Origin of the sequence: Anaerolentibacter hominis (assembly GCF_032380675.1) — a bacterium.
Taxonomy (GTDB): domain Bacteria; phylum Bacillota; class Clostridia; order Lachnospirales; family Lachnospiraceae; genus Anaerolentibacter; species Anaerolentibacter hominis.
Window position 1 is genome coordinate 123,000 of record NZ_JAWDIX010000005.1, and the last position, 25,675, is coordinate 148,674.

At 45.9% G+C, this 25,675-nt stretch carries 25 protein-coding genes and 1 other annotated feature; of the genes, 16 read left to right on the top strand and 9 right to left on the bottom strand.

Annotated elements, in window-relative coordinates:
* Positions 1-58: 58 nt before the first annotated feature.
* Both ABCW47_RS13970 and ABCW47_RS13975 read left to right on the top strand, forming a co-directional pair.
* Positions 59-898 (top strand): AraC family transcriptional regulator, encoded by an 840-nt coding sequence (locus ABCW47_RS13970; protein WP_343210555.1) that lies wholly within the window; start codon positions 59-61, stop codon positions 896-898.
* A 100-nt stretch (positions 899-998) separates the two neighbouring features.
* Positions 999-1,553 (top strand): DUF6144 family protein, encoded by a 555-nt coding sequence (locus tag ABCW47_RS13975; protein WP_343210556.1) that lies wholly within the window; start codon positions 999-1,001, stop codon positions 1,551-1,553.
* A 128-nt stretch (positions 1,554-1,681) separates the two neighbouring features.
* Here ABCW47_RS13975 and ABCW47_RS13980 read toward each other — a convergent pair whose 3' ends face one another.
* The 9 genes from ABCW47_RS13980 to ABCW47_RS14020 form a co-directional block, all read right to left on the bottom strand.
* Positions 1,682-2,488 (bottom strand): M15 family metallopeptidase, encoded by an 807-nt coding sequence (locus ABCW47_RS13980; protein WP_343210557.1) that lies wholly within the window; start codon positions 2,486-2,488, stop codon positions 1,682-1,684.
* A gap of 127 nt (positions 2,489-2,615) precedes the next feature.
* The gene (locus ABCW47_RS13985; protein ID WP_343210558.1) at positions 2,616-5,033 is read right to left on the bottom strand and encodes a hypothetical protein; all 2,418 of its coding nucleotides are present in this window, start codon (positions 5,031-5,033) and stop codon (positions 2,616-2,618) included.
* Positions 5,030-5,755, bottom strand: a complete 726-nt coding sequence (locus ABCW47_RS13990; RefSeq protein ID WP_343210559.1) for an ATP-binding cassette domain-containing protein — start codon at positions 5,753-5,755, stop codon at positions 5,030-5,032. Before ABCW47_RS13990 ends, ABCW47_RS13985 begins: the two co-directional genes overlap by 4 nt.
* Before the next feature lie 36 nt (positions 5,756-5,791).
* Positions 5,792-7,174, bottom strand: a complete 1,383-nt coding sequence (locus ABCW47_RS13995; RefSeq protein ID WP_343210560.1) for a hypothetical protein — start codon at positions 7,172-7,174, stop codon at positions 5,792-5,794.
* 142 nt (positions 7,175-7,316) lie between these two features.
* On the bottom strand, positions 7,317-8,147 hold the full coding sequence (locus tag ABCW47_RS14000; protein WP_343210561.1) for a hypothetical protein: 831 nt from the start codon (positions 8,145-8,147) through the stop codon (positions 7,317-7,319).
* Positions 8,128-9,549, bottom strand: coding sequence for a sensor histidine kinase (locus ABCW47_RS14005; RefSeq protein WP_343210562.1), 1,422 nt, complete (start codon positions 9,547-9,549; stop codon positions 8,128-8,130). Before ABCW47_RS14005 ends, ABCW47_RS14000 begins: the two co-directional genes overlap by 20 nt.
* Before the next feature lie 23 nt (positions 9,550-9,572).
* Positions 9,573-10,226: a response regulator transcription factor gene (locus ABCW47_RS14010; protein ID WP_343210563.1), complete on the bottom strand. Its 654-nt coding sequence runs from the start codon at positions 10,224-10,226 to the stop codon at positions 9,573-9,575.
* A 558-nt stretch (positions 10,227-10,784) separates the two neighbouring features.
* Complete coding sequence (locus ABCW47_RS14015) at positions 10,785-11,054, bottom strand: hypothetical protein (protein WP_343210564.1); 270 nt, start codon at positions 11,052-11,054, stop codon at positions 10,785-10,787.
* A gap of 60 nt (positions 11,055-11,114) precedes the next feature.
* Positions 11,115-11,525: a hypothetical protein gene (locus tag ABCW47_RS14020; RefSeq protein WP_343210565.1), complete on the bottom strand. Its 411-nt coding sequence runs from the start codon at positions 11,523-11,525 to the stop codon at positions 11,115-11,117.
* 534 nt (positions 11,526-12,059) lie between these two features.
* Here ABCW47_RS14020 and ABCW47_RS14025 point away from each other — a divergent pair.
* From ABCW47_RS14025 to trpS, 14 genes are all read left to right on the top strand, one after another.
* A complete protein-coding gene (locus tag ABCW47_RS14025; RefSeq protein ID WP_343210566.1) occupies positions 12,060-12,920 on the top strand; it encodes an aldo/keto reductase in 861 nt (286 codons plus the stop codon).
* A 138-nt stretch (positions 12,921-13,058) separates the two neighbouring features.
* Positions 13,059-13,291 (top strand) — a binding site (T-box leader).
* Between the two features lie 189 nt (positions 13,292-13,480).
* Entirely contained in the window at positions 13,481-16,132 is a 2,652-nt protein-coding gene (locus ABCW47_RS14030) for a valine--tRNA ligase (RefSeq protein WP_343210567.1), read from the top strand.
* A gap of 322 nt (positions 16,133-16,454) precedes the next feature.
* Positions 16,455-16,604, top strand: a complete 150-nt coding sequence (locus tag ABCW47_RS14035) for a hypothetical protein (protein ID WP_343210568.1) — start codon at positions 16,455-16,457, stop codon at positions 16,602-16,604.
* 53 nt (positions 16,605-16,657) lie between these two features.
* Positions 16,658-18,046 carry a tetratricopeptide repeat protein gene (locus ABCW47_RS14040; protein ID WP_343210569.1) on the top strand — a complete coding sequence of 463 codons (1,389 nt, stop codon included), beginning with the start codon at positions 16,658-16,660 and terminating at the stop codon, positions 18,044-18,046.
* Positions 18,047-18,445: 399 nt separating this feature from the next.
* On the top strand, positions 18,446-18,787 hold the full coding sequence (gene spoIIAA, locus ABCW47_RS14045; RefSeq protein WP_343210570.1) for an anti-sigma F factor antagonist: 342 nt from the start codon (positions 18,446-18,448) through the stop codon (positions 18,785-18,787).
* Positions 18,788-18,844: 57 nt separating this feature from the next.
* Positions 18,845-19,273 (top strand): anti-sigma F factor, encoded by a 429-nt coding sequence (spoIIAB, locus tag ABCW47_RS14050; protein ID WP_343210607.1) that lies wholly within the window; start codon positions 18,845-18,847, stop codon positions 19,271-19,273.
* Positions 19,274-19,295: 22 nt separating this feature from the next.
* Positions 19,296-20,009, top strand: a complete 714-nt coding sequence (gene sigF, locus ABCW47_RS14055) for an RNA polymerase sporulation sigma factor SigF (RefSeq protein ID WP_343210571.1) — start codon at positions 19,296-19,298, stop codon at positions 20,007-20,009.
* A gap of 359 nt (positions 20,010-20,368) precedes the next feature.
* Entirely contained in the window at positions 20,369-20,995 is a 627-nt protein-coding gene (locus ABCW47_RS14060; protein WP_343210572.1) for a stage V sporulation protein AA, read from the top strand.
* A complete protein-coding gene (locus ABCW47_RS14065; RefSeq protein ID WP_343210573.1) occupies positions 20,988-21,401 on the top strand; it encodes a stage V sporulation protein AB in 414 nt (137 codons plus the stop codon). The genes ABCW47_RS14060 and ABCW47_RS14065 overlap by 8 nt, the downstream gene beginning before the upstream one ends.
* 20 nt (positions 21,402-21,421) lie before the next feature.
* Complete coding sequence (locus tag ABCW47_RS14070; RefSeq protein WP_343210574.1) at positions 21,422-21,910, top strand: SpoVA/SpoVAEb family sporulation membrane protein; 489 nt, start codon at positions 21,422-21,424, stop codon at positions 21,908-21,910.
* 72 nt (positions 21,911-21,982) lie between these two features.
* Positions 21,983-23,008 carry a stage V sporulation protein AD gene (gene spoVAD / locus ABCW47_RS14075; protein WP_343210575.1) on the top strand — a complete coding sequence of 342 codons (1,026 nt, stop codon included), beginning with the start codon at positions 21,983-21,985 and terminating at the stop codon, positions 23,006-23,008.
* Between the two features lie 67 nt (positions 23,009-23,075).
* Positions 23,076-23,432: a stage V sporulation protein AE gene (gene spoVAE, locus ABCW47_RS14080; RefSeq protein ID WP_343210576.1), complete on the top strand. Its 357-nt coding sequence runs from the start codon at positions 23,076-23,078 to the stop codon at positions 23,430-23,432.
* Positions 23,433-23,676: 244 nt separating this feature from the next.
* Positions 23,677-24,186 (top strand): nitroreductase family protein, encoded by a 510-nt coding sequence (locus tag ABCW47_RS14085; protein ID WP_343210577.1) that lies wholly within the window; start codon positions 23,677-23,679, stop codon positions 24,184-24,186.
* Between the two features lie 244 nt (positions 24,187-24,430).
* The gene (trpS, locus tag ABCW47_RS14090) at positions 24,431-25,435 is read left to right on the top strand and encodes a tryptophan--tRNA ligase (protein WP_343210578.1); all 1,005 of its coding nucleotides are present in this window, start codon (positions 24,431-24,433) and stop codon (positions 25,433-25,435) included.
* Positions 25,436-25,675: the final 240 nt, after the last annotated feature.

Below are 25,675 nucleotides of genomic sequence, written 5' to 3' on the forward strand. Positions count from 1 at the left end.
ATATTCAACCGTGGTGTGCCCATGTGTATCGGCGCGAGACTAAAGTGAGGTGATATTTATGTCCCAGTCAAGAAGAGAATTGATAAATCAAAGCATTGATTATATTCTCCAAAATATAACGGAAAACTTAACGGTAAAAAATGTAGCGGACCATTTCCACTATTCAGAATACTATTTTGGGAGAATTTTTAAAGACGAAACTGGAGAGACCGTGTATGCTTTTATGAAACGGCTTAAAATGGATCAGAGCGCCATAGATATGAAATTAAAATACGATGAGAGCATTACAAATATCGGTTTGTACTATGGATATTCCCCTTCCAATTACAGTTCTGCGTTTAAAAAACATCACGCTGCTTCCCCGGCGCAGTTTCGTAAATCCGCCAATGTGGGGAGTGTTGTTAACCCCTTTTGTCCTGCGAGGGTTGATGTCTTTGAAGCTTTTGGATTCTATAACGATAAAATAAGAATAGATGAAATGGAGCAGATACGTGTACTCTATCGAAGACTGATCGGGAATTATTCTGATATAAAGGATGCGTGGATCAAGATGCTGGATGACTATAAAAGCTATATTCATGCCAGCACATGGATGCTTGAGAAGTTTTACGATGATCCATCCATTGCATCCAACAGCGGCTGTATCTGCGATCTATGCCTGTCGGCAGACGAGGATTGTGAACTGGAGAATGTGGCGGTAATAAAAGGAGGAAAATTTGCCATATACCGTTTTGAGGGGAACATATCGGATATATTTCGTGCGGTACAAGGAGTTTTCAGTATCTGGCTGCCCAGGAGCGGCTATGAGATGAGCGAAAGATATGGGTTAAATATCTACAGAAAAACAGATTTCGAGCATAATTTAGTTGTCATGGATTTGTGTATCCCTATCCGATAGAGCAGGAATTCAGAAGTATTAGCCGGAAGGTTTCGCTATAATAAAAGCTGAAATGAATAACTGGTCAATTGGAGAGTACTAAGTCAGAGGGAGGACAAATATGTTTGACATAAGAAAAATTCAGGCAACTGTTATTTACGAGGCTGTCAAGGCGGAAAGTGATGCGGATACTGCGAAAGAGGTTGTATACGGAGAGTGTAAACAGGCCCTGGAAGAAGATGACGCCGCCTGGGTGAATTCAACAATGCACCGATTAGAAAGCAAGTTTGATCCCGAAGCAGTAAGACGTATCCGCATGAACTGCCAGTGTGGATATGGAATGGATGAAAAGCTGGCGCTCCTGAAAGAATTAATGGAATCTGCCGGAAGCCTGGAAGACATGGTAAATTCAGATAAGGCAAAAGCTGCCGGCCTATTCTGCCGGGACGGTGAACTGTATCTTCAGTTTTTGTTCTGTCCCTGTCCTATGATAGCAGAGGTAGAAAGGCTTGAGACAAATACATGGTGCCAGTGTACAGCCGGCTATAGCAAGGTGCTCTTTGAGAAGGCCTTTGGCTGTGAGGTGGATGTGGAATTGCTGAAAAGTATAAAAACCGGGGATGATATTTGCCTGATGAGGATTATTCCCCGCAATCTGATCTGGAAAAAACAGTAAATCGGGTAATTAAAAAGGAATGCAGCTTTTTGCCAGCATTCCTTTTTCTCTCGTTACAATAAGGCGGTTCGCGTAGCGTACCGGTGTTTGTTGCAATAAGGCGGTTCGCGAAGCGTGATGGCGTTTGTTTATATATCTTCTGCCATCTGTTCCAGGTATTCTTCCAGGCAGATATCCTGCTCATAGATTTCCTGAGCTGCTTCTTTTCCTACGTAACGGTAGTGCCAGGGCTCATAGATGATGCCGGTAATATCGCTTTTGTTATTGGGGTAGCGGAGGATAAAGCCATATTTCCAGCTGTTTTTCATTAGCCATTTCTGAACTTCGGTTTTTTCCTGCCTGGTATCCAGATGCTGATAGGACTTGTCCACAATATCGACGGCCAGGCCAAGCTGATGCTCGCTGGTGCCTGGAAGAGCGACAGATTTCGCCGCTTCCGTTTCTGCTTTCTTTCTGCTGTAACCCTGAGAGATCAGCTTGTTTACTTTATTTTGATAAAGGCGTTCCTGTTTCTCTATGGAGCGGTAGGAAGAACAGATGAGGGGATTTAACCCTGCCGCCCTGCAGTCGTCCATCATGTCCTGAAGATCGGGATAGCAGCGTTCGTCCACAGCTTGTCCATTTCTTAACTGTGTTAGTGTGATGGAAAGATCTTCCGGGACATAGTTCCAGGGATTAACCAGGAGCAGTTTCCAGTCATCCTCTGAGTTGGACAGCTGTCCCAGCTGTACGGCGTCCTTTTTTTCCTTGACAGTAACTTCACTGGCCGAAGATTTCTGAGGAAATCCATTTTGATTCTGAAGCAGACGGTTTCCTATGATAAACGTACAGGTTATTAAAACCATGATCATCAGCAGAAGATGTATGATGATATTCAGATGAGGGTGTTCTCTTCTGAACTGTTTTGCAATAGACGTTTTTCCTTTCTTATACATATAAACCCCTTCCTTATTTTTGATAAAGAACAGGGTGTGAAAATAGTGCTGTTAACACCCTGTTCCGATAAATCAATCATAAGAAGGGATTTGATCATTTTAGCAACGAATGTGTATCAAAGTAGCATCATCTTGAATTTAATTTTTTTGTTCTTTCCGGCTGCCCGAAATTCTTATACAGGGAAATGGCGCAAAAGAGACCAATGCCAAACCAGAGACAGCTAAACAGGCAGAAAAGCGTAAAATTTGCCCCTTCCATCAGGTAAAAAGCAGGGCTCAGAGCAGGAAGAATACTCAGGTAATAGAAAACATCCAGCCCCAGTTCCGTCAGAAATACAGGAACAGCTAAAAGCAAAATGCTGATAAGGGGAGCAAGGATGCCGTCCCGAATCCGGTTCGAGAGAAAGCAGACAACCAGGGAGGCGGAGGCGATTGATATAAACTGACAGAAAAACGTTACGACAAACAGTATTGCAATCGGCAGACCGGCCGGCGCGTCCCCATAAAAGCGCAGGCTGTTGAGCGGATAAAACAGGCCGTGGAGGCCATAACTGCGGCAGACCTGGACGATTACCGGGAGAGATCCGGCCAATGTAATGAGAAAGGCCATAAGGAGGGCCAAAAACAGTTTTACCTCTGCTGTCTTTCTTCGGCCTGCGGCAGTGGAGGCCAGCAGGTGCATGGCATTGTTCTTATATTCCGGGAGAAAGAGCGACGTAAGACATAATATACATGCTGTAATCATCAGCAGGCCGTCCAGACTGCCGCCCTGTTCTTCAAAGAGCTTCCTGTAGCCTGTGTCATACAGTATTTTAGCTCCGCGGGTATGGTTGACATAAGAAATCTGTTCACATGCCCGGTCGAATACAGGCTGCTGATAGAGTATATTATGAAACCTGGCACTTTCCTGGTCTGCCTGTGCTTTTGTAATTATTCCGTCCTGTTCCAGAGCATCAATAGCCTTCAGCTGATCAGCAGCCTCCTGGAAACTTTCCTGCTGTTTTATCAGCTGACTGTATTTGTCCTGGGTGTAGTCTCCCTGATAAGCTATCATATATTGCCGGTAAAGCATTTCTTCGTAGGATAAATAATCGGTCTGCTGCATACAGCGCAGTCCGAAGATCAGCAGAAAACCGGCAAGAACGGGGAGAACTTTTCTTGCTGTCAGCAGCTTGTAACATTCCTGGGTAAAGAGTGACCCGGGCCCGGGAATTCTGCTTCGTTTCATCCCCGGAAGGGATATCCCGGCAGAGCTCCGATACTCCCTCTTTCTGGAAAAGCAGATGATCAAAGTAAGTATTAATAGTATACCGACTGCTGCCAAAAAGCAGGCCAGAAGGACAAGCAGATTGACCGGACAGCCAAAGAAATTAAAGTTCCGGTACTGACGGTACAGCTCATTTGTCTTAAGCAGCGCAAAAAAATTCAGGTATTTCAAAGGACTAAATACAGAAGAAAATGGAATGAGGCGGTGAAGCAGGAATCCTCCGCCATAAAGCAGGGCCGAGCCTGCAAGGGAAACCGCGGGCCTGGAGAAAAGCAGAGAGAGCAGCAGTATAACCAGACCTGTGAACATGGCAGACAGCCACTTTGTCAGCAGATATAAAAAAAGATAAGAGCCTGCTGACAGGGGGAGGGTGCTTCCGATAAAGGGCCCGACAGACTGGATTGACCGGGTCAGGTCTCCCAGGCCGTAAATCGCAGCAGAAGCAGCCAGGACGGACCCATAGAGAAGCAGGACGATCAGGCCGCCGCTGAGAAAGAGCGCCAGGATTTTTGCCAGCATAAGCGGGCTTCTGCCTCTGCCTGTCTGCCGGATCAGGGAAAACAGGTTTTTCTGTTTCTCTTCATAGACCAGAACGCAGGAAATGGCAAAGAGCAGGGCAAGAAGCACCAGATCGGACAGGAAAAATCCGGTGGCATGCATGAACCCTTTATTGACATCAATTGTAATAACCCGATTCTCCATTCCGGCATAATCCCGTACGGTTTTTTCGATATTTCTGGCTGAGTAGGACGAATTGCCATTTTCCGCAGAGAACAGGCCAATGGAGGACAGGACGCCCGCTTTTTCCCTGATTCGTTCCAGATAACCGGAATAATCGGCGGCCATACCGGCCTCCTGCCAGATTTCGGTAAGAAAGGCGGCCTCCTCGCGAAGGTTGGGGGTATACCGGCAGGAGTAGCCCTTTCTGTAGTCGTCTGCGTATTTTTCATAGAGACCGGGATGTTCCTCCTTGAGCATATCGATCTGCGTCTGGGTGTAGGGTCCGGCCTGCTGACTTATCGCGGCAATCTGCTCAATCAGATAGTAGGCGGAGGAGCGTTCCCAGCTCTCAAAAAGGAAGTCTGCCTTTTCTTCTTCTGTCTTTCCTTTCAGATCTGCTGCCAGCAGCCTATAGGCGGAGGCGGAGAAGCCGCTTGTCTGCTCCCGGCTTTCATACCAGAAAAAGAACAGATTGAGAAAGAGAAGAATACCCAGAAGAAGTAAAAACGCCTTTTTATGCCAGATTTTGTGTAATTCACAACCAGTCAAATTTCTCATAGGATCTCCTTGTCTCCGAACAGTTTCAGATACACATCCTCCAGCGTGCTATCCGGAGCAAATTCCCGGATCAGCTCTGCGGGCGGCCCCTGGGCCAGCAAATGACCATCTTTTAGAAGCAGGATCGAATCGGCGATGGTCTCGATGTCAGACACGACATGGGTTGCGATGAGTACAGTCCGTTCCTTTGCAAGACCGGCCAGAAGATTGCGGATTCGGATACGCTCCAGAGGGTCAAGTCCTGCGGTGGGTTCGTCAAAAACCAAAAGGCAGGGACTGCCAAGGACTGCCTGTGCAATCAGAATCCGCTGTTTCATTCCGCCGGAATACGCTGCGATACGTTTGTCAAGGTGGGAAGTCATGTTTACTAGACCAGCACACCGAAGTACCTCCTCCCGGACCTCTGAGCCGGGGATTTCCTTCAGGAGCGCCATATAGGTGAGAAAGCGCAGACCGGTAAATTCATCATAGAGTCCCTGCTGCTGGGGCGTAAATCCCAGCAGTTTACGATACTTTTTACCCATCTGCCGGACTGGCTGCCCGTCCCAGCTGATGGAGCCTGCATCTGGAAGGAGATTGTCGGTAATAAGCTTCATCAAGGTCGATTTGCCGGCGCCGTTGGGCCCCAGAAGACCATAGACACCCTTTTCCAGGGTGAGACTGACGGAGTTCAGCGCAGTTTTATCCCTGTACTTTTTTGTCAGATTTTCTATTTCCAGCATAGATTCCTCCATTCTGAAACATTCATAATTTCATTATCATTTCCCGTGTTCCCCGCCGTCCGGGTAAAGGGTAATCAAGGGAGTATAGTTTGCCTTCGAGCTAAAATAGTCTTCTTTCGAAATGAGAGAATATTCATAGCCTGTCAGACTGGACTGGGTTACATTTGCCCAGGCAATGAATTCTTCCTTTTCTATAAAATCTGAAATGATGAAATAGGAGTCGTTATAACTTCCCAGCACGGGAGCCGGAGTATCATATTGTCCGATCAGAAGGGTAAATGGCTTGCTTTTTCCGCTTGATAAGTCGGCCAGATAAGTGCCGGCTGACTGATAGGTTTCATTTTTACCGGTATAATAATTGATAAGGAGCTTACCATCCGTTATATGGCTGAACGTGTGGCTTCCTTTCGGCAGCTTTTTAACACAGGTCTTAACTGTGCCGGACGAAAGGTCCAGGCAGTTGATCTCGGTATCTGTTAATCCGGAATAGTACACACAGCTCCCGTCTACAGCATAGTTTTCAACCTCAGCGTATTGAAAGCTCTTATGCACCTTTTCTTTTGCGGTACCAGGAGAAAACGTCAGTATTTCCATTGTAGAATTTTTCAGATTGTCAAAATAACCGGCATCGTTGTCTACAAAGCTATTGGGATCTTTTGGATAAACCATGCGGGTGAATATCAGTTTATCTTCATATACCCCTTCCAGCGTAGTGTTTTCCAGTGAACACAAGGTACGCCATGTCCCCTGCGTCAGGTCCAGTTCGACCAGCTCCTGTTTCACATCTGCAGTAACAGAGAAGCCATCCGCCTCATTCTCCTGTACTTCGGTGGTAACGGCAGCAGCATACAGCAGGCCATTTCCCAGCGCATAAGAACCGGTCAGAAACATGCTGCTATTGAGTTCAACTATTTTTCTCTTTTCAGAGCCGTCCAGATTCATGCGATAGACGGCAGGCGCCTGTGGAGTTTCGGCAAAGCTGTCCGGCTGAGCGTAGATCAGATACAGATAAGGCTCCTGACAGATTAATTGAAAGCTGCCAGGCATCGTGGCCTCCAGATAAGAGGTGCAGGATTCATTGTCATGGCTGCACTCCGGTTTATTGCACAGATAGATTTCCTGCTTTGTCTCATAGTCAATGTAGAGGATATTATCATACTGGTGTTGGCCCTCCTCGCCATTCAGGTTAACAAGCGTATGATAAAATCCGCTGGAAGAAGGAGCTCCGTAATTGATATTCATAGCATGAATAAGACGAAGCCCCTGATCCGCAGCCGTGTTTTCCATATCCGACCCGGAAGAACTGCCGTCAGAAGAATCGGAAGCGCTGTGATCCGGCGCGGGGGCCGTAGCCGCCTTGGAACAGCCGGTTAATATTAAAATAAGTGACAGAATAAGAAGATAAGATACTTTTTTCATGCTGACCTCCAAATATGTTTATTCAGGGCTTTCCATTGCAGCAACCGCCATGCTTATTGCAGCAAACACTACGCATATTGCAGCAAAAAACCCTGTGCCTTCTCAAGAAGAGTAGCACAGGGTTGTATCTGAACTGTCAACGTCACTGATAAGTATAGGTTTCGAACTGCTCAAACTGGATTGGCGAACTATCCTCATCACCCAGAAAATCCAGAGGAACCACATAGAGCTGAAGGGCCTCTTCATCCCTCAGGGAAACAATCTGAAGCTTTGCTTTTCGGGATACCAGCCCCAGGCCATTTTCTGTCCAGTCATCCAGTACGTCAAAACCAAGATACTGCAGATAGGCTTCTGCCATTTCCCGATCCGTTACAGGCTTTCGGTCTGCGGTAAAGTAAGGCGTAAGACTGCTGCGCGGAAGTATGGACAGATATATCAGCCTGTCTGTCTGAGAATCCGGATAGAAGTTGACGATAAGGGAGGAATCTGTGGGTTCGGAGTCTTCTGCTATCAATTCCTCCGGAACGCCAGGATAGAGGGTGTACTGATTCAGGCGGAGCCTTGGCTTTCTCTCATCCTGTTTCATATAGACAATCTGATGTGTACCGAAATAGTGAGCATCTGTAATCATTTTTATAACAAGATCCTGGATAAAGGGAATACCGGAGAGGTGTTGCGCCTGTTCGGCCAGAAGAGCAGACAGATCAGCCTGAACTACGGTGCTTTCCAGATTGGATAGTTTCGTTTCAGAGGAAAAATACCGGTTGACAGCTGTCACCAGGTAGATTTCTTCTACCTCGGGAGAAAGGCTCACTTTATAAGGTTCTCTTGTAAAGGTACCGGACAGGAGGTGCGCATCCCGGGTCTGAAAATAGAGAAATGGCAGCGTCCAGAGAGCTGCAGCGGCAGCTGCAAAATACAAAAGAAACCATAGTTTTGTCAAAATTCCCCGCTTAAGCCCGGGCTGCTTCATCTGCTGTCACCTCCAATGAAAATGAAACTGTGGTGCCTTCCCCCGGCCGGCTGGCAAAGGAGAGCTCTGTGTCATGGAGCCCGGCTATTTTTTGACTGAGAAAGAGTCCAAGGCCGGAGCCGCCTGCGGCTCTTGCACGAGATTTATCCACCATATAAAAAGGCTCTGTGATGCGGGCAAGATCTTCTTTGGATATCCCGCAGCCTGTATCAATAACTTGAATGACATAGCGGGAACGAAAGTGTTCCCCGGATATGGACACTGTACCATCCTTTGGACCTGCTTTAGACGCATTTGTAATAAGATTTGTGATCAGACACTCCAGCAGGGCCGGATCGCCGGTTACCATTGCCGGTTCAGCTGTTATATTAAGTGTAACAGGCCGGATCAGCTCTGCGGCCCGGTGGGACATGCGCTCCAGAAAACGGGGCATGTCAATGCCCGTAAATACAACCTGTTCGTCGGACAGTTCCATCAGATCCAGCAGCTTGCGGGAGAGAATGTTCAGCCGCTTGCTTTCCCGGAATATTTTGTCTGCATACTGATATTGCTTATTCGGATCGGAGACGGCAGTACGGAGTATATCGGAATATCCCAGGATAGCTGTCATAGGAGTCTTTAATTCATGGGAGAAGGATGAGACAAAGTCATCTCTCTGCTGCAGAGATTCCCGCAGCAGCAGAATCTGCTGCTCTATCGCATCCGCCATCTGGTCAAAATTTCTGCCAAGCTGGCCGATCTCGTCTCTGCCTGTAAAGCCGGTGCGCTCCTGATATGCTCCGCCGGCAATCTGCATGCTGATTCCGGTCAATTTTTCAATGGGCTTGGTAAGCAGCCTGGAGAGGATTCCAACTGCAACTGCAGATATAAGGATGATAAGGGAATCCAGAAGCAGAAATTCCTTTAACTGCCTGTCCCGCTCTTCAAAAACAGAAGTAATATCGTGAGCGGTGATGAAGTAAAACTGATTTGTCCCTATTTTCAGGGGCGATGACAGCAGCATATAGTAGGATGCCGATACTTGCCGGATCAGATAATTTTCACCTGCCTCATTCTGCAGCAAAGCGAGATCGGCTTCAGAAATTTCCGGCAGCGTGTTATAAATATAATCTGCGGAAACAGAGCAGAGTGCAGCCGTCTGTCCCCGTTCGCTGCTGTAGCCGGAGAGGTCTTCCATATACTGGACAAGACGCTCAGTGGTAAATTCATTGCCAACCATAAGATATCCCAGCATATTGGACTCAAGAGCATAGCTTTGCAGCATATGCTGGGAGGAAGACTGATTTAATGCATTATCCCTGGCATGACTGAAATTGCGGCTGATCAGCAGCATACCTCCACAGGTAAAAACCACAGAGATCAGCAGGGTCATGCAGAGGGTAAGTTTTGTAGAAAATTTCATAGTAATCCTTTCTCCGTGCAGGCCTAAGTCTCGAGCATATAGCCGATCCGGTGGATCGTCTTAATCTTGTCATACCAGTCCAGTTTTTTCCGCAGACGCTGAATGTGCAGATCCAGCGTACGGGAAGACTCCGGAAGTTCTTCCTGCCATACCCGCTCAAACAGGGAATCCCGGTACAGCGCCACATTCTTGTTTTGAATCAGGAAAAGCAGCAGCTCGTATTCCTTTGGCGTCAGCGAAATCACGGTTCCATTCTGAACAATCCGGTGCGCTTTTAAATCAATTTGTATATCCAGAACCTGCAGACTGGACTGATTTTTATGATAGCGCCGCAGAACGGACGCAATCCGGGCCAGCAGCTCGTCCATCTCAAAAGGCTTGACGATATAGTCGTCCGCACCCATTGTAAGTCCCCGGATCTTATCCTTAAGAGAGCCCTTAGCGGTAATAAAGATAACCGGAATTCCCAGAGGCTCAATGTATTCCATTAACTCATATCCATCAAATTCCGGCAGCATGATATCCAGCAGGACCAGGTCATAATCGGTTTCTTCCAGCTTATCCGCTGCGACTTTGCCATCCGGGGCATAATCCCAGCCATACTCAGCTTTCTGAAGGGCAATCTGTATCAATTCTGCTATATTCGGCTCATCCTCTACAATTAGTATTTGAATCATTCTGTGCCCCCTCATTCCTATATTACTTAACTGTATATTCAAGTACACCTCGGCGTACTTGTTGCGAGCCGCACGTCATGCTTTGCATGACATAATACATCTGTGCGGCTCTGCAATCCGCCGGAGGCTTTATCTTGGAAGGAGACTGGGCTTCCACCAAGACGAATTTGTTATTTACTCACCACCTATAGAGGGGGGAGTCTTATCTACTTCCATGATAAAATTGGAATGTATCCGAAATGTATCCGGAATAAAGCAGCCTGTCTTTGGTCAGAGTGGAGAACTTTCCGATGTAATAAAAAAAGGACACCATCAGACAGACACTCTGTTCAGAAACAGTATCTGTCTGCGGCATCCTTATATTTTTTCGTTACAGCACATCTGTAAAAAACCCCGCCGGCAGTCAGGAGTAATCAAGAATAATCCTGTGTTTGAGCTTGAACTCTGACTAGACCTCTGAACGTACAGAGGCCCTTCCTCCCGGAAACCAACGGGTTAGAAATATTGTAGTCCTGTTTCAGATGGAATGCAAGAAGGGAGCGTGAATCGGACTGTTGTTTAGCTCCAGCCCATCATATTTTTCACCATCTGAAATCTGGCTTTGTCCTTTGGCGGAAGATCCTCGGATAAAATATCCATCATCATCTGGGACTCTTCTCTGGTAAAAGCTATGTTTTCCCGTTTCAGCTGATCCATAGTCTGCATGATAAGAGGAACCATCTGTTCAGTAGACTTTCCTTTCCCCGCGGCAGCTAAATTGTTCAGCAGCTCCATTTTTCTGGGGTCCATATTCCGAAATGCGGGATTGTCCGACCAGTTCATCGGCATAAAAGCCTCCTTTCTGTTTTCATCGCGAATTTCTGCGGTCTGCAGGTTGTAGGCAGGCGTTCACAACATAGACTGCATCGCATCAAAGTTTTGTCTCTGTTCCGGTGACATCTGCTGCATAAGCATGTCGAACAGAGGGTTACCGGCTCCAAGTCCCGGTCTCTTGCCGGAAAAACTGGAATAGGTGGAGTACATCTTGCGGACTTTGACAAAGTTTAACATCATATCCACCATTTCCAGCTCTCTCCCCATACAGAGGGGGCGTACAGAAGAAAGCAGACCCTCCATATCAAGTGGCTGTTCATTCCCTATGGAAGCTGCCGAAAGATCCGGTGTCTGACCCGCATTATGTATCGAGTCGGATAATTCAGCTACTTTTAAGATAAGGCTCAGCCGTTCCCCGGTGGCCGGATCAACATAGGGCAGAGCTGCTTTTAAAAATTCGGAACCACGTCCAAAAATACCTGGCATATTTATTGATATCCTCGTTTTTTTATTAGCTTATGTGGAAAGAAAAATGAAAATACCAAGTGGACGTAAAATAGCGGTGAAAAGGTTGAAGCAAGCTTGTCAAATGCTAATATTTGGTGTATCATAATTTATGCATGGTGTTGTATGACAAGTTGGTTTTGCCATTTGGCCATATGATATGGACATGCAGTCCCTGATCCCGGTATCGGACAGCGGATAGCTGTGCCCATGACCGCAGTATCACAACGCAAGTTTGCGGATGCGCGGTGCATGGCTCCGGATGAGGGTGGGGTTCAGGGCAGAGATGCCGGTTTTAGACCGGCCTGTAGGGAGAGTACAGAACGAAACAAATAACTGCAGCCAAACTGTAGTTAGCACGGAAGGTTAAGATTGAAAAATTCCACAGTTGTGATGATTTTTCGATCGGCTGTTTGAGCCGGAGCCTCAAACAGCTTTGACGCTGCATGGGATATCGCCTGCGCGGTTTCCCATGTGCGTGTCTTCACTAAAATCAGCTCAGACATGGAGGTAATTATGAAAGGGTTAACAGATGTGTACACAATGTATAACGGTGTGACTATTCCCTGTGTGGGATATGGTACTTGGCAGACTCCGGACGGGGATGTGGCGCGTGAGTCAACGAAAGAAGCAATTATTGCCGGATACCGTCATATTGATACGGCGCAGGCTTATCACAACGAGCAGAGCGTAGGCGATGGTATCAAGGAAGGTCTTGCAGCGGCTGGACTGAAGAGAGAAGATATTTTCATTACGACAAAATTATGGTGTGACAGAAAAGACTATGAAGATACAAAAGCAGCTGTCCGTGAATCCATTGAAAAACTGGGTTGTGAATATCTGGATTTACTGTTAATCCACTGGCCGATTTCCACCCCTCATAAAGACTGCTGGCAGGAGAAGAACAGGGACGCATGGAGAGCCATGGAAGATTTATATAAAGAAGGCGTTCTGCGTGCGATCGGACTGAGCAACTTCTACGTTCATCATATTGATGCATTGAATTATACGGTAAAACCGATGGTGAATCAGATTGAAATCCATCCTGGATATATTCAGAAAGAACTGGTAGAATACTGCAAGGCAAATGACATTGTAGTGGAGGCATGGAGTCCGCTTGGCAGCGGCGCAGTCCTGAACAATGAATTCTTAAAAGGCATTGCACAGAAATACAACAAATCCGTTGCACAGCTGTGTATCCGGTTCTGTCTTCAGTACGGCGTACTGCCGATGCCGAAATCTGTTCATAAAGATAGAATTATTCAGAATACGGAAGTATTTGACTTTGAAATTTCAAACGAAGATATGGAAGCAATTATGAACATGGAGCAGACAGGTTGGTCAGGTCTGCAGCCGGATGGCAAACTGCCGTTCTAATTAGATGGCAGATTCACGAAGCAGAAAAGCGGCTGTCCGAATCTGCCTGTGCAGCTTAAATGTACAGACCCCCTTGACAGATCGTACGGATTCGCATACTATAGTGAATAACCAAGAGCCGAAAGGCAATCAAATAGCATAAATGTAGTGAAGGAGAGGAGTAAGCGGATAACCTTTTCAGAGAGAATCTTTCGCTGGCTGAAAGAAGGTTCAAAGAAGTATCTGCCGAAGGTAGCTCCGGAACAGTATTTCCGAACAGAGTAAGAAATAACGGGTCGTTCCGTTAATGACGGCTGAGATATTGTATGTTACAGGTGCAGAAACCTGTTTGCAGTATGAATAAAGGTGGTACCACGGTTTTCGTCCTTTCGAAACGCGGTACCACCTTTCTTGTTACCCTGAGCCGGACATAAGCAAGCGAGTCCGGCGCAGGAAGAGTAAATCAAGCGAGCCATACCTATTCTAAAATCTTACATCAGAACCGGCCATCCCATACTAGCAGGCTGTGCTGTGGGATTTTAAACCAAAAAAGTTATTTACGCTAAGGAAGGAGAAACAGGATGAAAAATCTTGAAAAGACGTACAATCCACAGGCGATTGAAGACCGCCTCTATGAAAAGTGGATGAATAAAAAATATTTTCACGCTGAAGTAGACAGAAGTAAAAAACCATTTACGATTGTGATTCCGCCTCCAAATATTACCGGGCAGCTCCATATGGGCCATGCACTGGACAACACCATGCAGGATATTCTGATTCGTTTTAAACGGATGCAGGGCTATAATGCACTCTGGCAGCCGGGCACGGATCACGCCAGCATAGCGACCGAGGTCAAGATTATCCAACAGCTGAAAGAAGAAGGAATCGAGAAAGAGGATCTGGGCCGTGATGGCTTTCTTGAGCGCGCCTGGGAGTGGAAGGAAGAGTACGGCGGACGTATCATCAGCCAGCTGAAAAAACTGGGCTCATCCTGTGACTGGGACAGGGAACGTTTTACCATGGATGAAGGATGTTCCAGGGCTGTTACGGAAGTATTCGTTAATCTGTATAACAAAGGCTATATCTATAAAGGCTCCCGGATTATCAACTGGTGTCCGATATGCCAGACTTCTATCTCGGATGCGGAGGTAGAGCACGAGGAGCAGAGCGGGCATTTCTGGCATATTCAATATCCGATTGTAGGCAGCGATGAATTTGTGGAAATAGCCACAACCCGTCCGGAAACGATGCTGGGTGATACGGCTCTGGCGGTTAATCCGGAGGATGAGCGCTACACCCATCTGGTTGGAAAGAGCGTAATGCTGCCCCTGATGAACCGTGAGATCCCGATTGTGGCCGATTCCTATGTAGACCGTGAGTTTGGAACGGGTGTCGTAAAGATTACGCCGGCTCATGACCCCAATGACTTTGAGGTAGGGAAGCGTCATAATCTGCCGGAGATCAATATTTTAAACGACGATGGAACCATCAACGGCAATGGCGGCAAATTCAAGGGAATGGACCGCTATGAGGCCCGCAGGGCCATTGTAAAAGAACTGGAAGAATTGGGCCTGCTGGTTCGTGTAGAAGAACACGTTCACAATGTCGGTACCCATGACCGCTGCAAGACGACCATTGAACCTATGGTAAAACAGCAGTGGTTTGTTAAAATGGAAGAATTGGCAAAACCGGCGATTGAAGCTCTGAAAAATCAGGATTTGAAATTTGTGCCGGAGCGGTTTGACAAGATCTATCTTCACTGGCTGGAAAATATCCGCGACTGGTGTATTTCCAGACAGCTGTGGTGGGGACACCGGATTCCTGCATACTATTGTGACGAATGTGGGGAGATCGTAGTAGCAAAAGAAGCGCCCGCTGTATGTCCGAAGTGCGGTTCCGTTCATTTGACGCAGGATGAGGACACACTAGATACCTGGTTCAGCTCGGCGCTGTGGCCATTTTCCACATTGGGCTGGCCGGATAAAACAGAGGATCTGGATTATTTCTACCCCACGGACGTACTGGTAACAGGCTATGATATCATTTTCTTCTGGGTTATCCGTATGGTATTTTCCGGGCTGGAGCATATGGGAACAACGCCGTTCCATACAGTGCTGATCCACGGCCTTGTGAGAGATTCCCAGGGGCGTAAGATGAGCAAATCGCTGGGCAACGGAATTGACCCTCTTGAAGTGATTGATAAATACGGCGCGGATGCCCTGCGTCTTACCCTGATTACCGGAAATGCTCCTGGAAATGATATGCGCTTTTATTGGGAGAGAGTGGAAGCCAGCCGGAACTTCGCCAATAAGGTATGGAATGCTTCACGGTTTATTATAATGAATATGGAGCAGGCGGGCGAAGCGCTGTGCGGGCAGGATGTGAAGCTTTCTGAGCTTACCCAGGCGGACAAATGGATATTGTCCAAGTGCAATGACCTGGTACGGGATGTTACCGATAATATGGAAAGCTATGAGCTTGGCATTGCGGTACAGAAGATCTATGATTTTATCTGGGAAGAATTCTGCGACTGGTATATTGAGATGGTAAAACCCCGTTTCTACGGGGAAGAAGATACGACAAAGGCGGCGGCTATCTGGACGCTTCGCACCGTTTTAACTACCTCATTAAAGCTGCTTCATCCCTATATGCCGTTTGTAACGGAGGAAATCTTCTGTACGATACAGCAGGAGGAAGAATCTATTATGATTTCTTCCTGGCCGGAGTATCAAGAAGAGTATCACTTCGCCGCAGATGAAGAGGCGGTGGAGACGATTAAGGCAGCCGTAAAGGGCATCCGTACCGTGCGCAGTGATATGAATGTACCGCCAAGCAAAAAAGCGCAGGTTATTGTTGTTTCCGAGGAAGAAAAACTCCGCGGTATTTTCGAGACCAGCAAGATTTTCTTTGCAACACTTGGCTATGCAAGTGAAGTGAAGGTTCAGTCGGATAAAAATGGCATTCCGGAGGATGCGGTTTCCACTGTAATTCCAGGTGCTACAATCTATATACCGTTTGCTGAACTGGTGGATATTGAGAAGGAAATAGAGAGGCTTGAGAAAGAAAGAGCCAGACTGGACGGCGAGTTGAAGCGAGTTACCGGCATGCTTTCCAACGAACGTTTTATCAGCAAGGCTCCGGAAGCCAAGATTGCGGAGGAGAAGGAAAAGCTGGAAAAATATACAAATATGATGGAACAGGTAAAAGAGCGGCTGTCCCAGCTGAAAAAATAAGAGGATACAGAGAGAAATACGCAGGGAAGGGCAGAAGTTTGAAACAAAAATAGTTTCAAACCATTTATGAAAGCAGTATCGCGGGCGGACCTGCGATATGCACCGGTAAATTTGAAACAAAGACAGTTTCAAACGATTTATTAAGGCAATATCACAGGTGAACCTGGGATATGCACGGGTATAATATGTCATTTCCTGCGATATTTCGCTCTTGCAAAAGCTTTTGGGCTCATACTATAATGGAAGAATAAAGTCGAGAAACTGCCGGTTTACGATGTAACGGAAGCGTTACAGCGAATGATTGCGGAAGGATGAGTGCCATATGATTGATTTTGAGGAAGAATTAAAGAAATATCAGCTTATTCCCGGTGTGGACAAGATAGAAGAAGTAATATATGAGAACGATAAGACAGATATGACCGACCTGATTAAACAGATGATGAAAGAATATAAGACGAATGAAGTTCAGTAACACTCGTGCGGTCTGATGAGCAGACTGTGCCGGTTTATAGCAGGAGAGATGTCATGAATTGTCCAAGATGTAGCAGTCCTCTGGCAGCAGGCCAGAACCGATGCGTGCACTGCGGAATGGATGTGTCTATTTACCGCAGAATTATCAATAATTCTATCGCTTTTTATAATGATGGTGTTGCCAGAGCCAGAGTCAGGGATCTGTCCGGGGCGGTGATTGCCCTGAAGCGGAGCCTGGAATTTGATAAAAATAATATTATGGCCAGAAACCTCCTGGGTCTGATCTACTTTGAGATGGATGAGATTGCACAGGCATTAAGCCAGTGGATAATCAGCAAAAATATCCAGGAAGAGGACAATCTGGCCGATGAGTACATCAGGGAGATTCAGGCCAGCCCGGCATATTTAAACGAAGTAAACCAGTATTGTAAAAAGTATAATACAGCATTAAATTATGCCAGGTCCGGCAGTGATGATCTGGCGATCATCCAGCTGCGTAAAATACATGCCAGCAACCCGAAATTTATCAGATCCGGTCAACTGCTGGCTCTGCTGTTTATTAAAACGGGAGAGCTGGAAAAGGCGAAAAAGGTTCTGAAAAAACTGCTCAAGGTGGATGTAAATAATACTACCGTTCTGTATTATATTTCCCAGATCCGGGAGATGGAGCAGCTGGACACGGACAGGAAGAATCAAAAAGACCCCACAGAAAATATGGACAATGTTCAGTCTGTGGGCAGATACCGGGAAGACCGTAAGCCAAGCGTATTCCTGTATCTGAATCTGTTAATCGGAATTGCGATCGGACTGGCTGTATGCTGGATACTGGTCGTACCAACGATAAAAAAGGCGGCTACCAAGGAGTCCAACAGTACCATCACAACTCTGGGCGAAGAGATTGCCCTGCTGAATGCAGAGGCTCAGAATTTTGAAAACGAAAAGCAGGAGCTGCAGGACGATATTACCAAGCTGGAAGAAGAATTGGAAGCCTATAAAAAGGATGAGAAAGAAACAGCATCTGCCGCTGAGAGCATGGAAGCTATGCTGGAAGCCGTACAGATGTATATGGAAGGCAAGTCCAAAACCGATGTGGTAAAGAAACTGGCTGAGACGGATGCGGACAAGATAACCAATGAGACGGCGAAGAACCTATACAATTATATGAAGGACAACCTGCTGGAACAGGCGGTAGCAGAACTGTTCGCCTATGGCAGGGACAGGCAGTATAATATGGGTAATTTCTCTGCGGCGTCCGAAACCTTTTCCCAGATTCTGGATTTGCAGCCGGATCATGTGGATGCCATGTTCTATCTGGCGAGATCCTATCAGCGTATGGGGGAAAACGAGAAAGCAAAGAATTACTTTGAGAAGATCATAGCCGACTATCCGGAATCAACAAGGGTGGCGGAAGCACAGCGGTGGCTGAATCAGATACCGCAATGATAAAAACGGAATAATAAAACACACAAAAGAGACGAAAACCAGAAAAAGGGGACGTCTCTCTTTTGTTTTCTGAGTCAGGCATTTGCAAGATAGAAAGCAGATCGGGAAGCTTGCTTCCAAGACTGTTTTCTATCTTGTAAATATGGGGCGAAGCCCCAAGCGAGCGGCTCCGAAGGAAAAGCGAGCTTGCGTGGTTCAGGAGGTAACGATCGAGAAGTGAGCTTGCGTGGTTCAGGAAGTAACGATTGGGAAGCGAGCTTGCCTGGCTCAAGAAGTAAACCATACAAAAGCTTGCTTTTCGAAAAGGTTTTTGTATTGCTTATATGGGGCGAAGTTTTACAAAATTAGCTTTTTAACTCTTTATCAAAGGGGAGTTTACAAATAGAAGGAGGAACTAACATGGGAGCAGGATTCGAAATTGTTGGAAAATGCCTGGTTATACGGCTGCTGGAGGATCTGGACCATCATAACGCAGTTACCATTCGTCAGGAGGCGGACCGGCTGATCGAAAATAAAAACCTCAAAAATCTTATTTTTGATTTCTCGCAGGTTGATTTTATGGACAGTTCAGGTATAGGGGTGATTATGGGACGGTACAAACAAGTTATTTTTACAGGCGGTAAAACGGCTGTAACGGGTATACGTCCGCAGGTTGACCGAATCTTTAAATTGTCGGGTCTTTACAAAATACTGGATAAATATGACACCATTGAAGATGCCTTAGAAAATCTGGAGGAATAAACAATGGCAGCAGATGCAGGAAATATGGGAGAAAAGAATAAACGGGAGGAAACAGGAATGAAAGAAAATAACGAAATAATTTTGGAGTTTGGCAGCCAGTCGGAAAACGAAAGTTTGGCCAGAGTGGTGGTTTCTGCTTATATGACTCGATTAGATCCCACGATAGAGGAACTGGCAGATGTGAAAACAGCTGTTTCGGAAGCAGTGACGAACTGTGTGATCCATGGTTATCCGGATGCGCCGGGAAACATCCAGATGAAATGTAAATTGGATGATAACGTACTTTACATAGAGGTAACAGATCATGGAGTGGGGATATCGGACATCGAAAAGGCGATGGAACCACTTTATACAACCCGGCCGGAAATGGAGCGGTCAGGCATGGGATTTGCCTTTATGGAGGCCTTTATGGATGAACTGGAGGTTATCTCGGTTCCAGGTGAAGGAACCACGGTAAAAATGAATAAAAAAATAGGGTCTCATTAAGTTCTGATGAATGGAGGAAAGTATGGATACAATAGAACTTATTCGCCGTTCCAAACAGGGAGATAAAGAGGCCAGAAATCAGGTTATCACAGAAAATGTAGGATTGGTCTGGAGTACGGTCAGAAGATTTACAGGCCGTGGTTATGATCCGGAAGACTTATTTCAAATTGGTGTAATCGGGCTGATCAAAGCAATTGATAAATTCGATCTGAGCTTTGATGTTCGCTTTTCGACCTACGCAATTCCTATGATAACAGGGGAGATCAAACGATTTCTCAGAGATGATGGTATGATTAAAGTAAGCCGTACTCTTAAGGAGACGGCAACCAGGGTGCGGATTATGCAGGAAACATTGGAACGCAAGTTAGGCAGAGAACCGACTCTGGATGAGATAAGCGAAGAAATGCAGGAACCACAGGAAAATATAGTGCTGGCCCTAGAAGCCGGCGCGGAAGTAGAATCTTTGAACAAAACGGTTTATCAGGGAGATGGCAATCCAATTTATTTAATGGATAAAATAAGAGAAACAAAAGATGAAAATGAGAGAGTGTTAAATCATCTGGCGTTAAAAGAAATGTTGGAAAAAATGGGAGAGAAAGAACAGAGACTTATAAAAATGAGATATTTTATGAACAAAACCCAGACAGATATTGCCAGAGAGATGGGAATCTCGCAGGTTCAGGTATCGCGGCTGGAGAAAAAAATACTGGAAACCATGCGGCAAAGTATGATTTAGGAAATAAGTGCAAATACTAGGAAGGCATAAAACAATGCCTTCCTTTATTGTTACCCTGAACCACGCATAAGTCAGTAAGAAAACAGATTCGAAAAGTTTACTTTTCGAGATGCTTTCTTATTGACTTATATGAGGCGAAGCCTCAAGCGAGCTGACTGAAGGGAAGCGAGCTTGCGTGGTTCAGGAAGTAAAACATTCAAAAGCTTGCTTTTCGAAAAGGTTTTTGTATTGGTTATATGGGGCGAAGCCCCAAGCGAGCTTACCTGGCTCAGAAAAGGGATCAAACATTTATTCAATATAAGGAAACAAGGGAGGTCAGACCTGTCGAATTCTAAATAAGAAAGGAGCGGGGAACCATCATGAAAGACGATCTCGTTTATATAAAAATAGAACAAAATATCGAAGTCACCAACAAAAAGGTATTTTTGCAGGACATTGCCACACTGTATAGCGCGAATACCAAAATGGTAAACGATTTGAATAAGCTTGTAGTCGCCGTTATCAAGTCCCAGGAAGACGTAAAACATATGTATTCCGTGATGAAGATAGTGGAGATGATTACGAAAGCTTATCCCAATGCTGAAGTTATCAATATGGGAGAAACAGACTTTGTTTTAAGCTACAAGGTACCGGGTAAACATAAAAAATGGAAAGAATACTTAAAAACAACGTTCGTTTGCCTGACGGTATTCTTCGGAGCCGCATTTACAATCATGACATTTAATGCTGATGTCAGTGTGGCGGACGTATTTCAGAAATTTTATGAACTCGTTACCGGCACTGCGGGCAGCGACTACTATATTATGGAAATTACCTACAGTATCGGCCTTGCACTGGGAATCATTGTTTTCTTTAACCACTTTTCCAAAATCAGGCTGCACAACGATCCTACGCCGATACAGATTGAAATGTGCAATTATGAAGAGGATACCAATAAAGCCCTGATCAACCGCGCGGAAAGAGAGGGGAAAAAGATTGATGTTTAAAAATCTTTTGCTGGGAGTTGTGGGCCTGGCCGCCGGGACAGCGGTTTCCGCGGGAGTATTTTCCTTTATTACCATGATCGGAATAATTCCGCGTCTGGCGGCAAAAACGAAGACAGCGAACCGGGGGATGCTTTACGAGGATATGATTATTCTCGGCGGAACAATCGGCAATATTGTAAGCATCTTTCAATTTAAAGTGCCGATTGGAATTCCGGGACTGATTTGTTACGGATTTTTTTCCGGAGTTTTTGTGGGATGCCTGGCTGTTGCGCTGGCAGAGGTGCTGAGAGTGATACCGGTATTGATTACCCGGGTGAAGCTGCGGTACGGGCTGCCTATGGTATTGATCAGTATAGCGATAGGTAAAATGCTGGGTTCCATCTATCAATTAATTATAAATCCATAGAAGAAAGGTAAGACGATAAGATGACAGATATCAAAGAAGTTTTAAATGAGCAGGATGAGCTGGAAAGGGACAAAAAATATAACCAATATGTCAAAGAAAAAACTCCTACTCACAACTGGTTTCTAAATGCCTGCAAAGCATTCCTGATCGGAGGAATTATTTGTACAATCGGACAATTTATTATCAATCGTTTTATGGCAATGGGAGCGGACAAAGATCTGGCGGCTGCCTATAACATGCTGGTATTGATCTTTTTGAGTGTGACGCTGACCGGATTTAACATTTATCCGAAGCTGGCTAAATTCGGCGGGGCGGGTACGGTTGTGCCAATTACCGGATTTGCCAATTCCGTGGTAGCGCCTGCGATTGAATATCAGAAAGAGGGCCAGGTTTTTGGTATTGGCTGTAAAATCTTTACCATAGCCGGACCAGTTATTTTATATGGTATTTTTTCTTCCTGGCTTTATGGAATCATTTATATGATTTTAAAAAGTTTTGGTATTTTATAAGAATATAGAAAGAAAGGATTCATGCAGGCGCTGTGAATGTGATAAACCGCAGCGATGCATAGGTAGACATCTATGGTACAGTCGAAACGAAAAGGGCAGCAAAGTATCGCATTCCAGAAACCGCCGTATTTAATAGGCTGGTCCTCTGTCGCAGGAAAAAAAGAGGGAGAGGGACCTCTGGGGAAATACTTTGATTATATTGATAATGATCCAACTGTAGGGACAGACAGCTGGGAGGCAGCGGAAAGCAATATGCAGCGTCTGGCTGCCGAGATGGCAATAGACCGGGCAGGGCTTAAACCGGAAGATATGAATTATATTATAGCCGGCGACCTGCTGGGACAGCTGATTGCGACTTCTTTTGGAATAATGAGTCTGGATATTCCCATGTTCGGCGTTTATGGCGCCTGCTCCACCATGGGCGAATCAATGGCGTTAGGAGCCATGCTGGTGGAAGGCGGTTATGCCGATAAACTCGTGGCCCTGACATCCAGTCATTTTGCCAGTGCCGAGAAACAGTTCCGTTTTCCGCTGGGATACGGAAACCAGCGTCCGCTTTCCTCTACATGGACGGTTACCGGAAGCGGCGCTGTCGTAATCGGCCGGGAAAAGGGAAAATTTAATATTAGAATAACTGGTATAACCACCGGCAAGATTCGGGATTATGGAGTAAAGGATTCCATGAATATGGGAGCCTGTATGGCTCCGGCGGCAGCGGATGTAATCTATCAGAATCTGGAAGATTTCGGTGTGGAAGCGGATTATTATGACCGTATCATTACGGGTGATCTGGGATATATCGGCAAAGATATTCTGGGCGATATGATGGAAGCAAAGGGACATGATATCCGTGCAGTGCATATGGACTGCGGGGTGGAGATCTACGATAAAGAAAACCAGGATACGCACGCCGGCGGCAGCGGCTGTGCGTGCAGTGCGATTACTCTGACCGGCCTGGTAACAAAGAAAATGCAGGCTGGCGAATGGAAGAGAGTTCTCTTTGTACCCACAGGAGCATTGCTGTCTCCTACCAGCTTTAATGAAGGAAATTCGGTACCTGGCATCGCCCATGGTGTCATGCTGGAAGTTATAGATTGATTTGCCGGGTCAGGTAAAAAATTGTAAGCCTGTGATGGGTATAAAAAGTGAAAGGATGGTATATCATATGGAATATCTCAATGCGTTCTGGGTGGGCGGATTAATCTGTTTTCTGGTCCAGATCCTTATGGATAATACAAAGCTGATGCCCGGAAGGATCATGGTGATTCTGGTGTGTCTCGGCGGACTGCTTGGATTGATTGGAGTCTATCAGCCGCTTGTGGACTTTGCCGGAGCCGGAGCCAGTGTACCGCTGCTGGGATTTGGCAATACCTTATTTAAAGGGGTAAAAGAAGCAATTGATAAAGAAGGCTTTATCGGATTGTTTAAGGGCGGATTCACCGCATCGGCTGTGGGCATATCGGCAGCCCTGATCTTTGGCTATCTGGCCTCTGTTATTTTTCAGCCTAAGACAAAAGAATAAATTCTATATTTCAAGCAAGTGTTCTATCCAGAACCCTGCTTTTAATATAAAAGGGGGATTCCATCTTGGTATACCGGGATGGAATCTTTTTGCGTTTACATGTAAAATTTATGCTATACTTAATTTAAAAATACGACGAAGTGAGTAAAAAGGGATGTATAGAAAAGCCGAACATGAGACCGGAAAGAAATGATAGAAGCTGGAACTTAAACGGCTTCTGTGAAATAAAAGGGAGGTAATGCACATGATATCAGTAACTGACGCAATTTATGGCAGAAGAAGTATCCGTAAATATACGGAACAGAAGGTTGACAGGGAAACTCTGACTGAATTGATCAAACTTGCCACAGCAGCGCCGTCTGCAAGAAATGCCAGACCCTGGGAATTCGTGGTGGTAACGGACGAGGCGGTTATTGATCAGTTCCGTAAAAATCTGCAGTATGCAAAGATGAATGCTCCGGCGGCGATCATTGTCTGCGGTAACAAAAAGGCATTTGCGGAGGGTGAGACATACTGGATTCAGGACTGCAGCGCAGCCATGGAAAATATCCTGCTGGGAGCTCTGGCTTATGATCTGGGCACTGTGTGGATTGGTGTTCACGCGGACCAGGAAAAAATTGAAGTGATACGAAATGCCGTACACCTTCCGGAGGACGTGGTGCCGGTAGGAATGTGCTATGTGGGCTATCCGGCAGAAGAGAAAGAACCGAGAACCCAGTATGAAGAGGATTTACTGCACTGGGATAAATATTAAGACAATACTGTATCAGAGCTGCTGCATGCTTGCAGCAGCTCTTAGTATGCCGTCAGGAGAGGAAGTTCATAATGGAAGTTCCATTGCAGCAGCAAAGCCGAAAAGCTGGCCTTCTAAATCGGTGCAGTACCGGCGCCGGGAATCTACTTTACTTGCCTTCTTTTCTGTGATAAACTACGAGAAGATCAGGATATGACAGAAAAGCCGGGCGGCAGGCCTGGTTAAGAAAGGTTTGGGATTTGGAATGTTAAACGGAGAAAAAATGCTGTTCAGCGGAATGCAGGCGACCGGAAATCTGACTCTTGGAAATTATCTGGGGGCGCTGAAAAACTGGGTGGGCCTGAATGAAGAATATAACTGCTTATTTTGTGTTGTAGATGAACACTCCATCACGGTCAGACAGGACCCTGCAACACTGCGCAAGAGAGCGAGAGCTCTGCTGGGACTTTATATTGCCGCGGGTCTGGACCCAGAGAAAAATATAATTTATTATCAGTCGCACGTTCCTGCCCATGCGGAACTGAGCTGGATTTTAAGCTGCTTCACCTATATGGGCGAGCTGAGCCGTATGACACAGTTTAAAGATAAGTCTGCAAAGCATGCTGACAATATCAATGCCGGGCTTTTTACCTATCCGGTTTTAATGGCGGCGGACATCCTGCTCTATCAGGCCGATGTGGTGCCGGTGGGTGTGGACCAGAAGCAGCATCTGGAGCTGACCAGAGATATTGCGGCTCGTTTTAACGGAATTTATGGGGATGTGTTTACCATACCGGAGCCATATATCGGCAAGGTAGGAGCGAAAATTATGAGTCTCCAGGAGCCTGAGAAGAAAATGTCCAAATCAGATGAGAATCCGAACGGAAGTATTTATCTGATGGATGATCCGGATACGGTGATCCGGAAATTCAAACGTGCCGTTACCGATTCCGGCAGCGAAGTGATTTATTCCGATGACAAGCCGGGCATTCAGAATCTGATGAATATTTTCGGCGCTGTAACCGGCAAGGATTCTGCTTCAATTGAACGGGAATTTGACGGAAAAGGCTATGGAGAGTTTAAGCTGGCGGTTGGAGAGGCAGTTGTAAGTGTTCTTAAGCCATTGCAGGAGCGCTGTGCACAGATCGCAGCGGATAAGGCATATCTTGACGGTATCATTAAAAATAATGCTGAGAGAGCAAACTATCTGGCCAATAAGACACTGCGCAAGGTGCAGAAGAAAATTGGTTTTCCAGAGAGAATACGCTGATTACCTATAATAGAATGAGAAGAAACAGGATCATCATAACGCTGTAAAGAGCGGAAAGATATCCTGTTTTTTTTATGTCAGATTTTTTATCCATACGCTGATACAGCCAGAAGAAAGAATAATGATCTCATAACAAATATTTATTCTGACAATTTGAAAAGATATGGCAATATTAACAATTTAGTACTATAATAATATCCAAAGGGTTATGGCAAGATGGCCATTTGTCTGGCAACTTGC

Excerpts from the sequence above, each read along its gene's own strand:
- spoIIAA (WP_343210570.1), top strand. The coding sequence starts at position 18,446 with ATGGGAGCAGGATTCGAAATTGTTGGAAAATGCCTGGTTATACGGCTG.
- ABCW47_RS14040 (WP_343210569.1), top strand. The coding sequence starts at position 16,658 with ATGAATTGTCCAAGATGTAGCAGTCCTCTGGCAGCAGGCCAGAACCGA.
- ABCW47_RS14000 (WP_343210561.1), bottom strand. The coding sequence starts at position 8,147 with ATGAAGCAGCCCGGGCTTAAGCGGGGAATTTTGACAAAACTATGGTTT.
- ABCW47_RS14025 (WP_343210566.1), top strand. The coding sequence starts at position 12,060 with ATGAAAGGGTTAACAGATGTGTACACAATGTATAACGGTGTGACTATT.
- spoIIAB (WP_343210607.1), top strand. The coding sequence starts at position 18,845 with ATGAAAGAAAATAACGAAATAATTTTGGAGTTTGGCAGCCAGTCGGAA.
- ABCW47_RS14070 (WP_343210574.1), top strand. The coding sequence starts at position 21,422 with ATGACAGATATCAAAGAAGTTTTAAATGAGCAGGATGAGCTGGAAAGG.
- ABCW47_RS14060 (WP_343210572.1), top strand. The coding sequence starts at position 20,369 with ATGAAAGACGATCTCGTTTATATAAAAATAGAACAAAATATCGAAGTC.
- ABCW47_RS13990 (WP_343210559.1), bottom strand. The coding sequence starts at position 5,755 with ATGCTGGAAATAGAAAATCTGACAAAAAAGTACAGGGATAAAACTGCG.
- ABCW47_RS14035 (WP_343210568.1), top strand. The coding sequence starts at position 16,455 with ATGATTGATTTTGAGGAAGAATTAAAGAAATATCAGCTTATTCCCGGT.
- ABCW47_RS14030 (WP_343210567.1), top strand. The coding sequence starts at position 13,481 with ATGAAAAATCTTGAAAAGACGTACAATCCACAGGCGATTGAAGACCGC.
- spoVAE (WP_343210576.1), top strand. The coding sequence starts at position 23,076 with ATGGAATATCTCAATGCGTTCTGGGTGGGCGGATTAATCTGTTTTCTG.
- ABCW47_RS13980 (WP_343210557.1), bottom strand. The coding sequence starts at position 2,488 with ATGTATAAGAAAGGAAAAACGTCTATTGCAAAACAGTTCAGAAGAGAA.
- ABCW47_RS14085 (WP_343210577.1), top strand. The coding sequence starts at position 23,677 with ATGATATCAGTAACTGACGCAATTTATGGCAGAAGAAGTATCCGTAAA.
- ABCW47_RS14010 (WP_343210563.1), bottom strand. The coding sequence starts at position 10,226 with ATGATTCAAATACTAATTGTAGAGGATGAGCCGAATATAGCAGAATTG.
- ABCW47_RS14020 (WP_343210565.1), bottom strand. The coding sequence starts at position 11,525 with ATGCCAGGTATTTTTGGACGTGGTTCCGAATTTTTAAAAGCAGCTCTG.
- ABCW47_RS14015 (WP_343210564.1), bottom strand. The coding sequence starts at position 11,054 with ATGCCGATGAACTGGTCGGACAATCCCGCATTTCGGAATATGGACCCC.
- ABCW47_RS13970 (WP_343210555.1), top strand. The coding sequence starts at position 59 with ATGTCCCAGTCAAGAAGAGAATTGATAAATCAAAGCATTGATTATATT.
- ABCW47_RS14065 (WP_343210573.1), top strand. The coding sequence starts at position 20,988 with ATGTTTAAAAATCTTTTGCTGGGAGTTGTGGGCCTGGCCGCCGGGACA.
- sigF (WP_343210571.1), top strand. The coding sequence starts at position 19,296 with ATGGATACAATAGAACTTATTCGCCGTTCCAAACAGGGAGATAAAGAG.
- ABCW47_RS14005 (WP_343210562.1), bottom strand. The coding sequence starts at position 9,549 with ATGAAATTTTCTACAAAACTTACCCTCTGCATGACCCTGCTGATCTCT.
- ABCW47_RS13975 (WP_343210556.1), top strand. The coding sequence starts at position 999 with ATGTTTGACATAAGAAAAATTCAGGCAACTGTTATTTACGAGGCTGTC.
- spoVAD (WP_343210575.1), top strand. The coding sequence starts at position 21,983 with ATGGTACAGTCGAAACGAAAAGGGCAGCAAAGTATCGCATTCCAGAAA.
- ABCW47_RS13985 (WP_343210558.1), bottom strand. The coding sequence starts at position 5,033 with ATGAGAAATTTGACTGGTTGTGAATTACACAAAATCTGGCATAAAAAG.
- trpS (WP_343210578.1), top strand. The coding sequence starts at position 24,431 with ATGTTAAACGGAGAAAAAATGCTGTTCAGCGGAATGCAGGCGACCGGA.
- ABCW47_RS13995 (WP_343210560.1), bottom strand. The coding sequence starts at position 7,174 with ATGAAAAAAGTATCTTATCTTCTTATTCTGTCACTTATTTTAATATTA.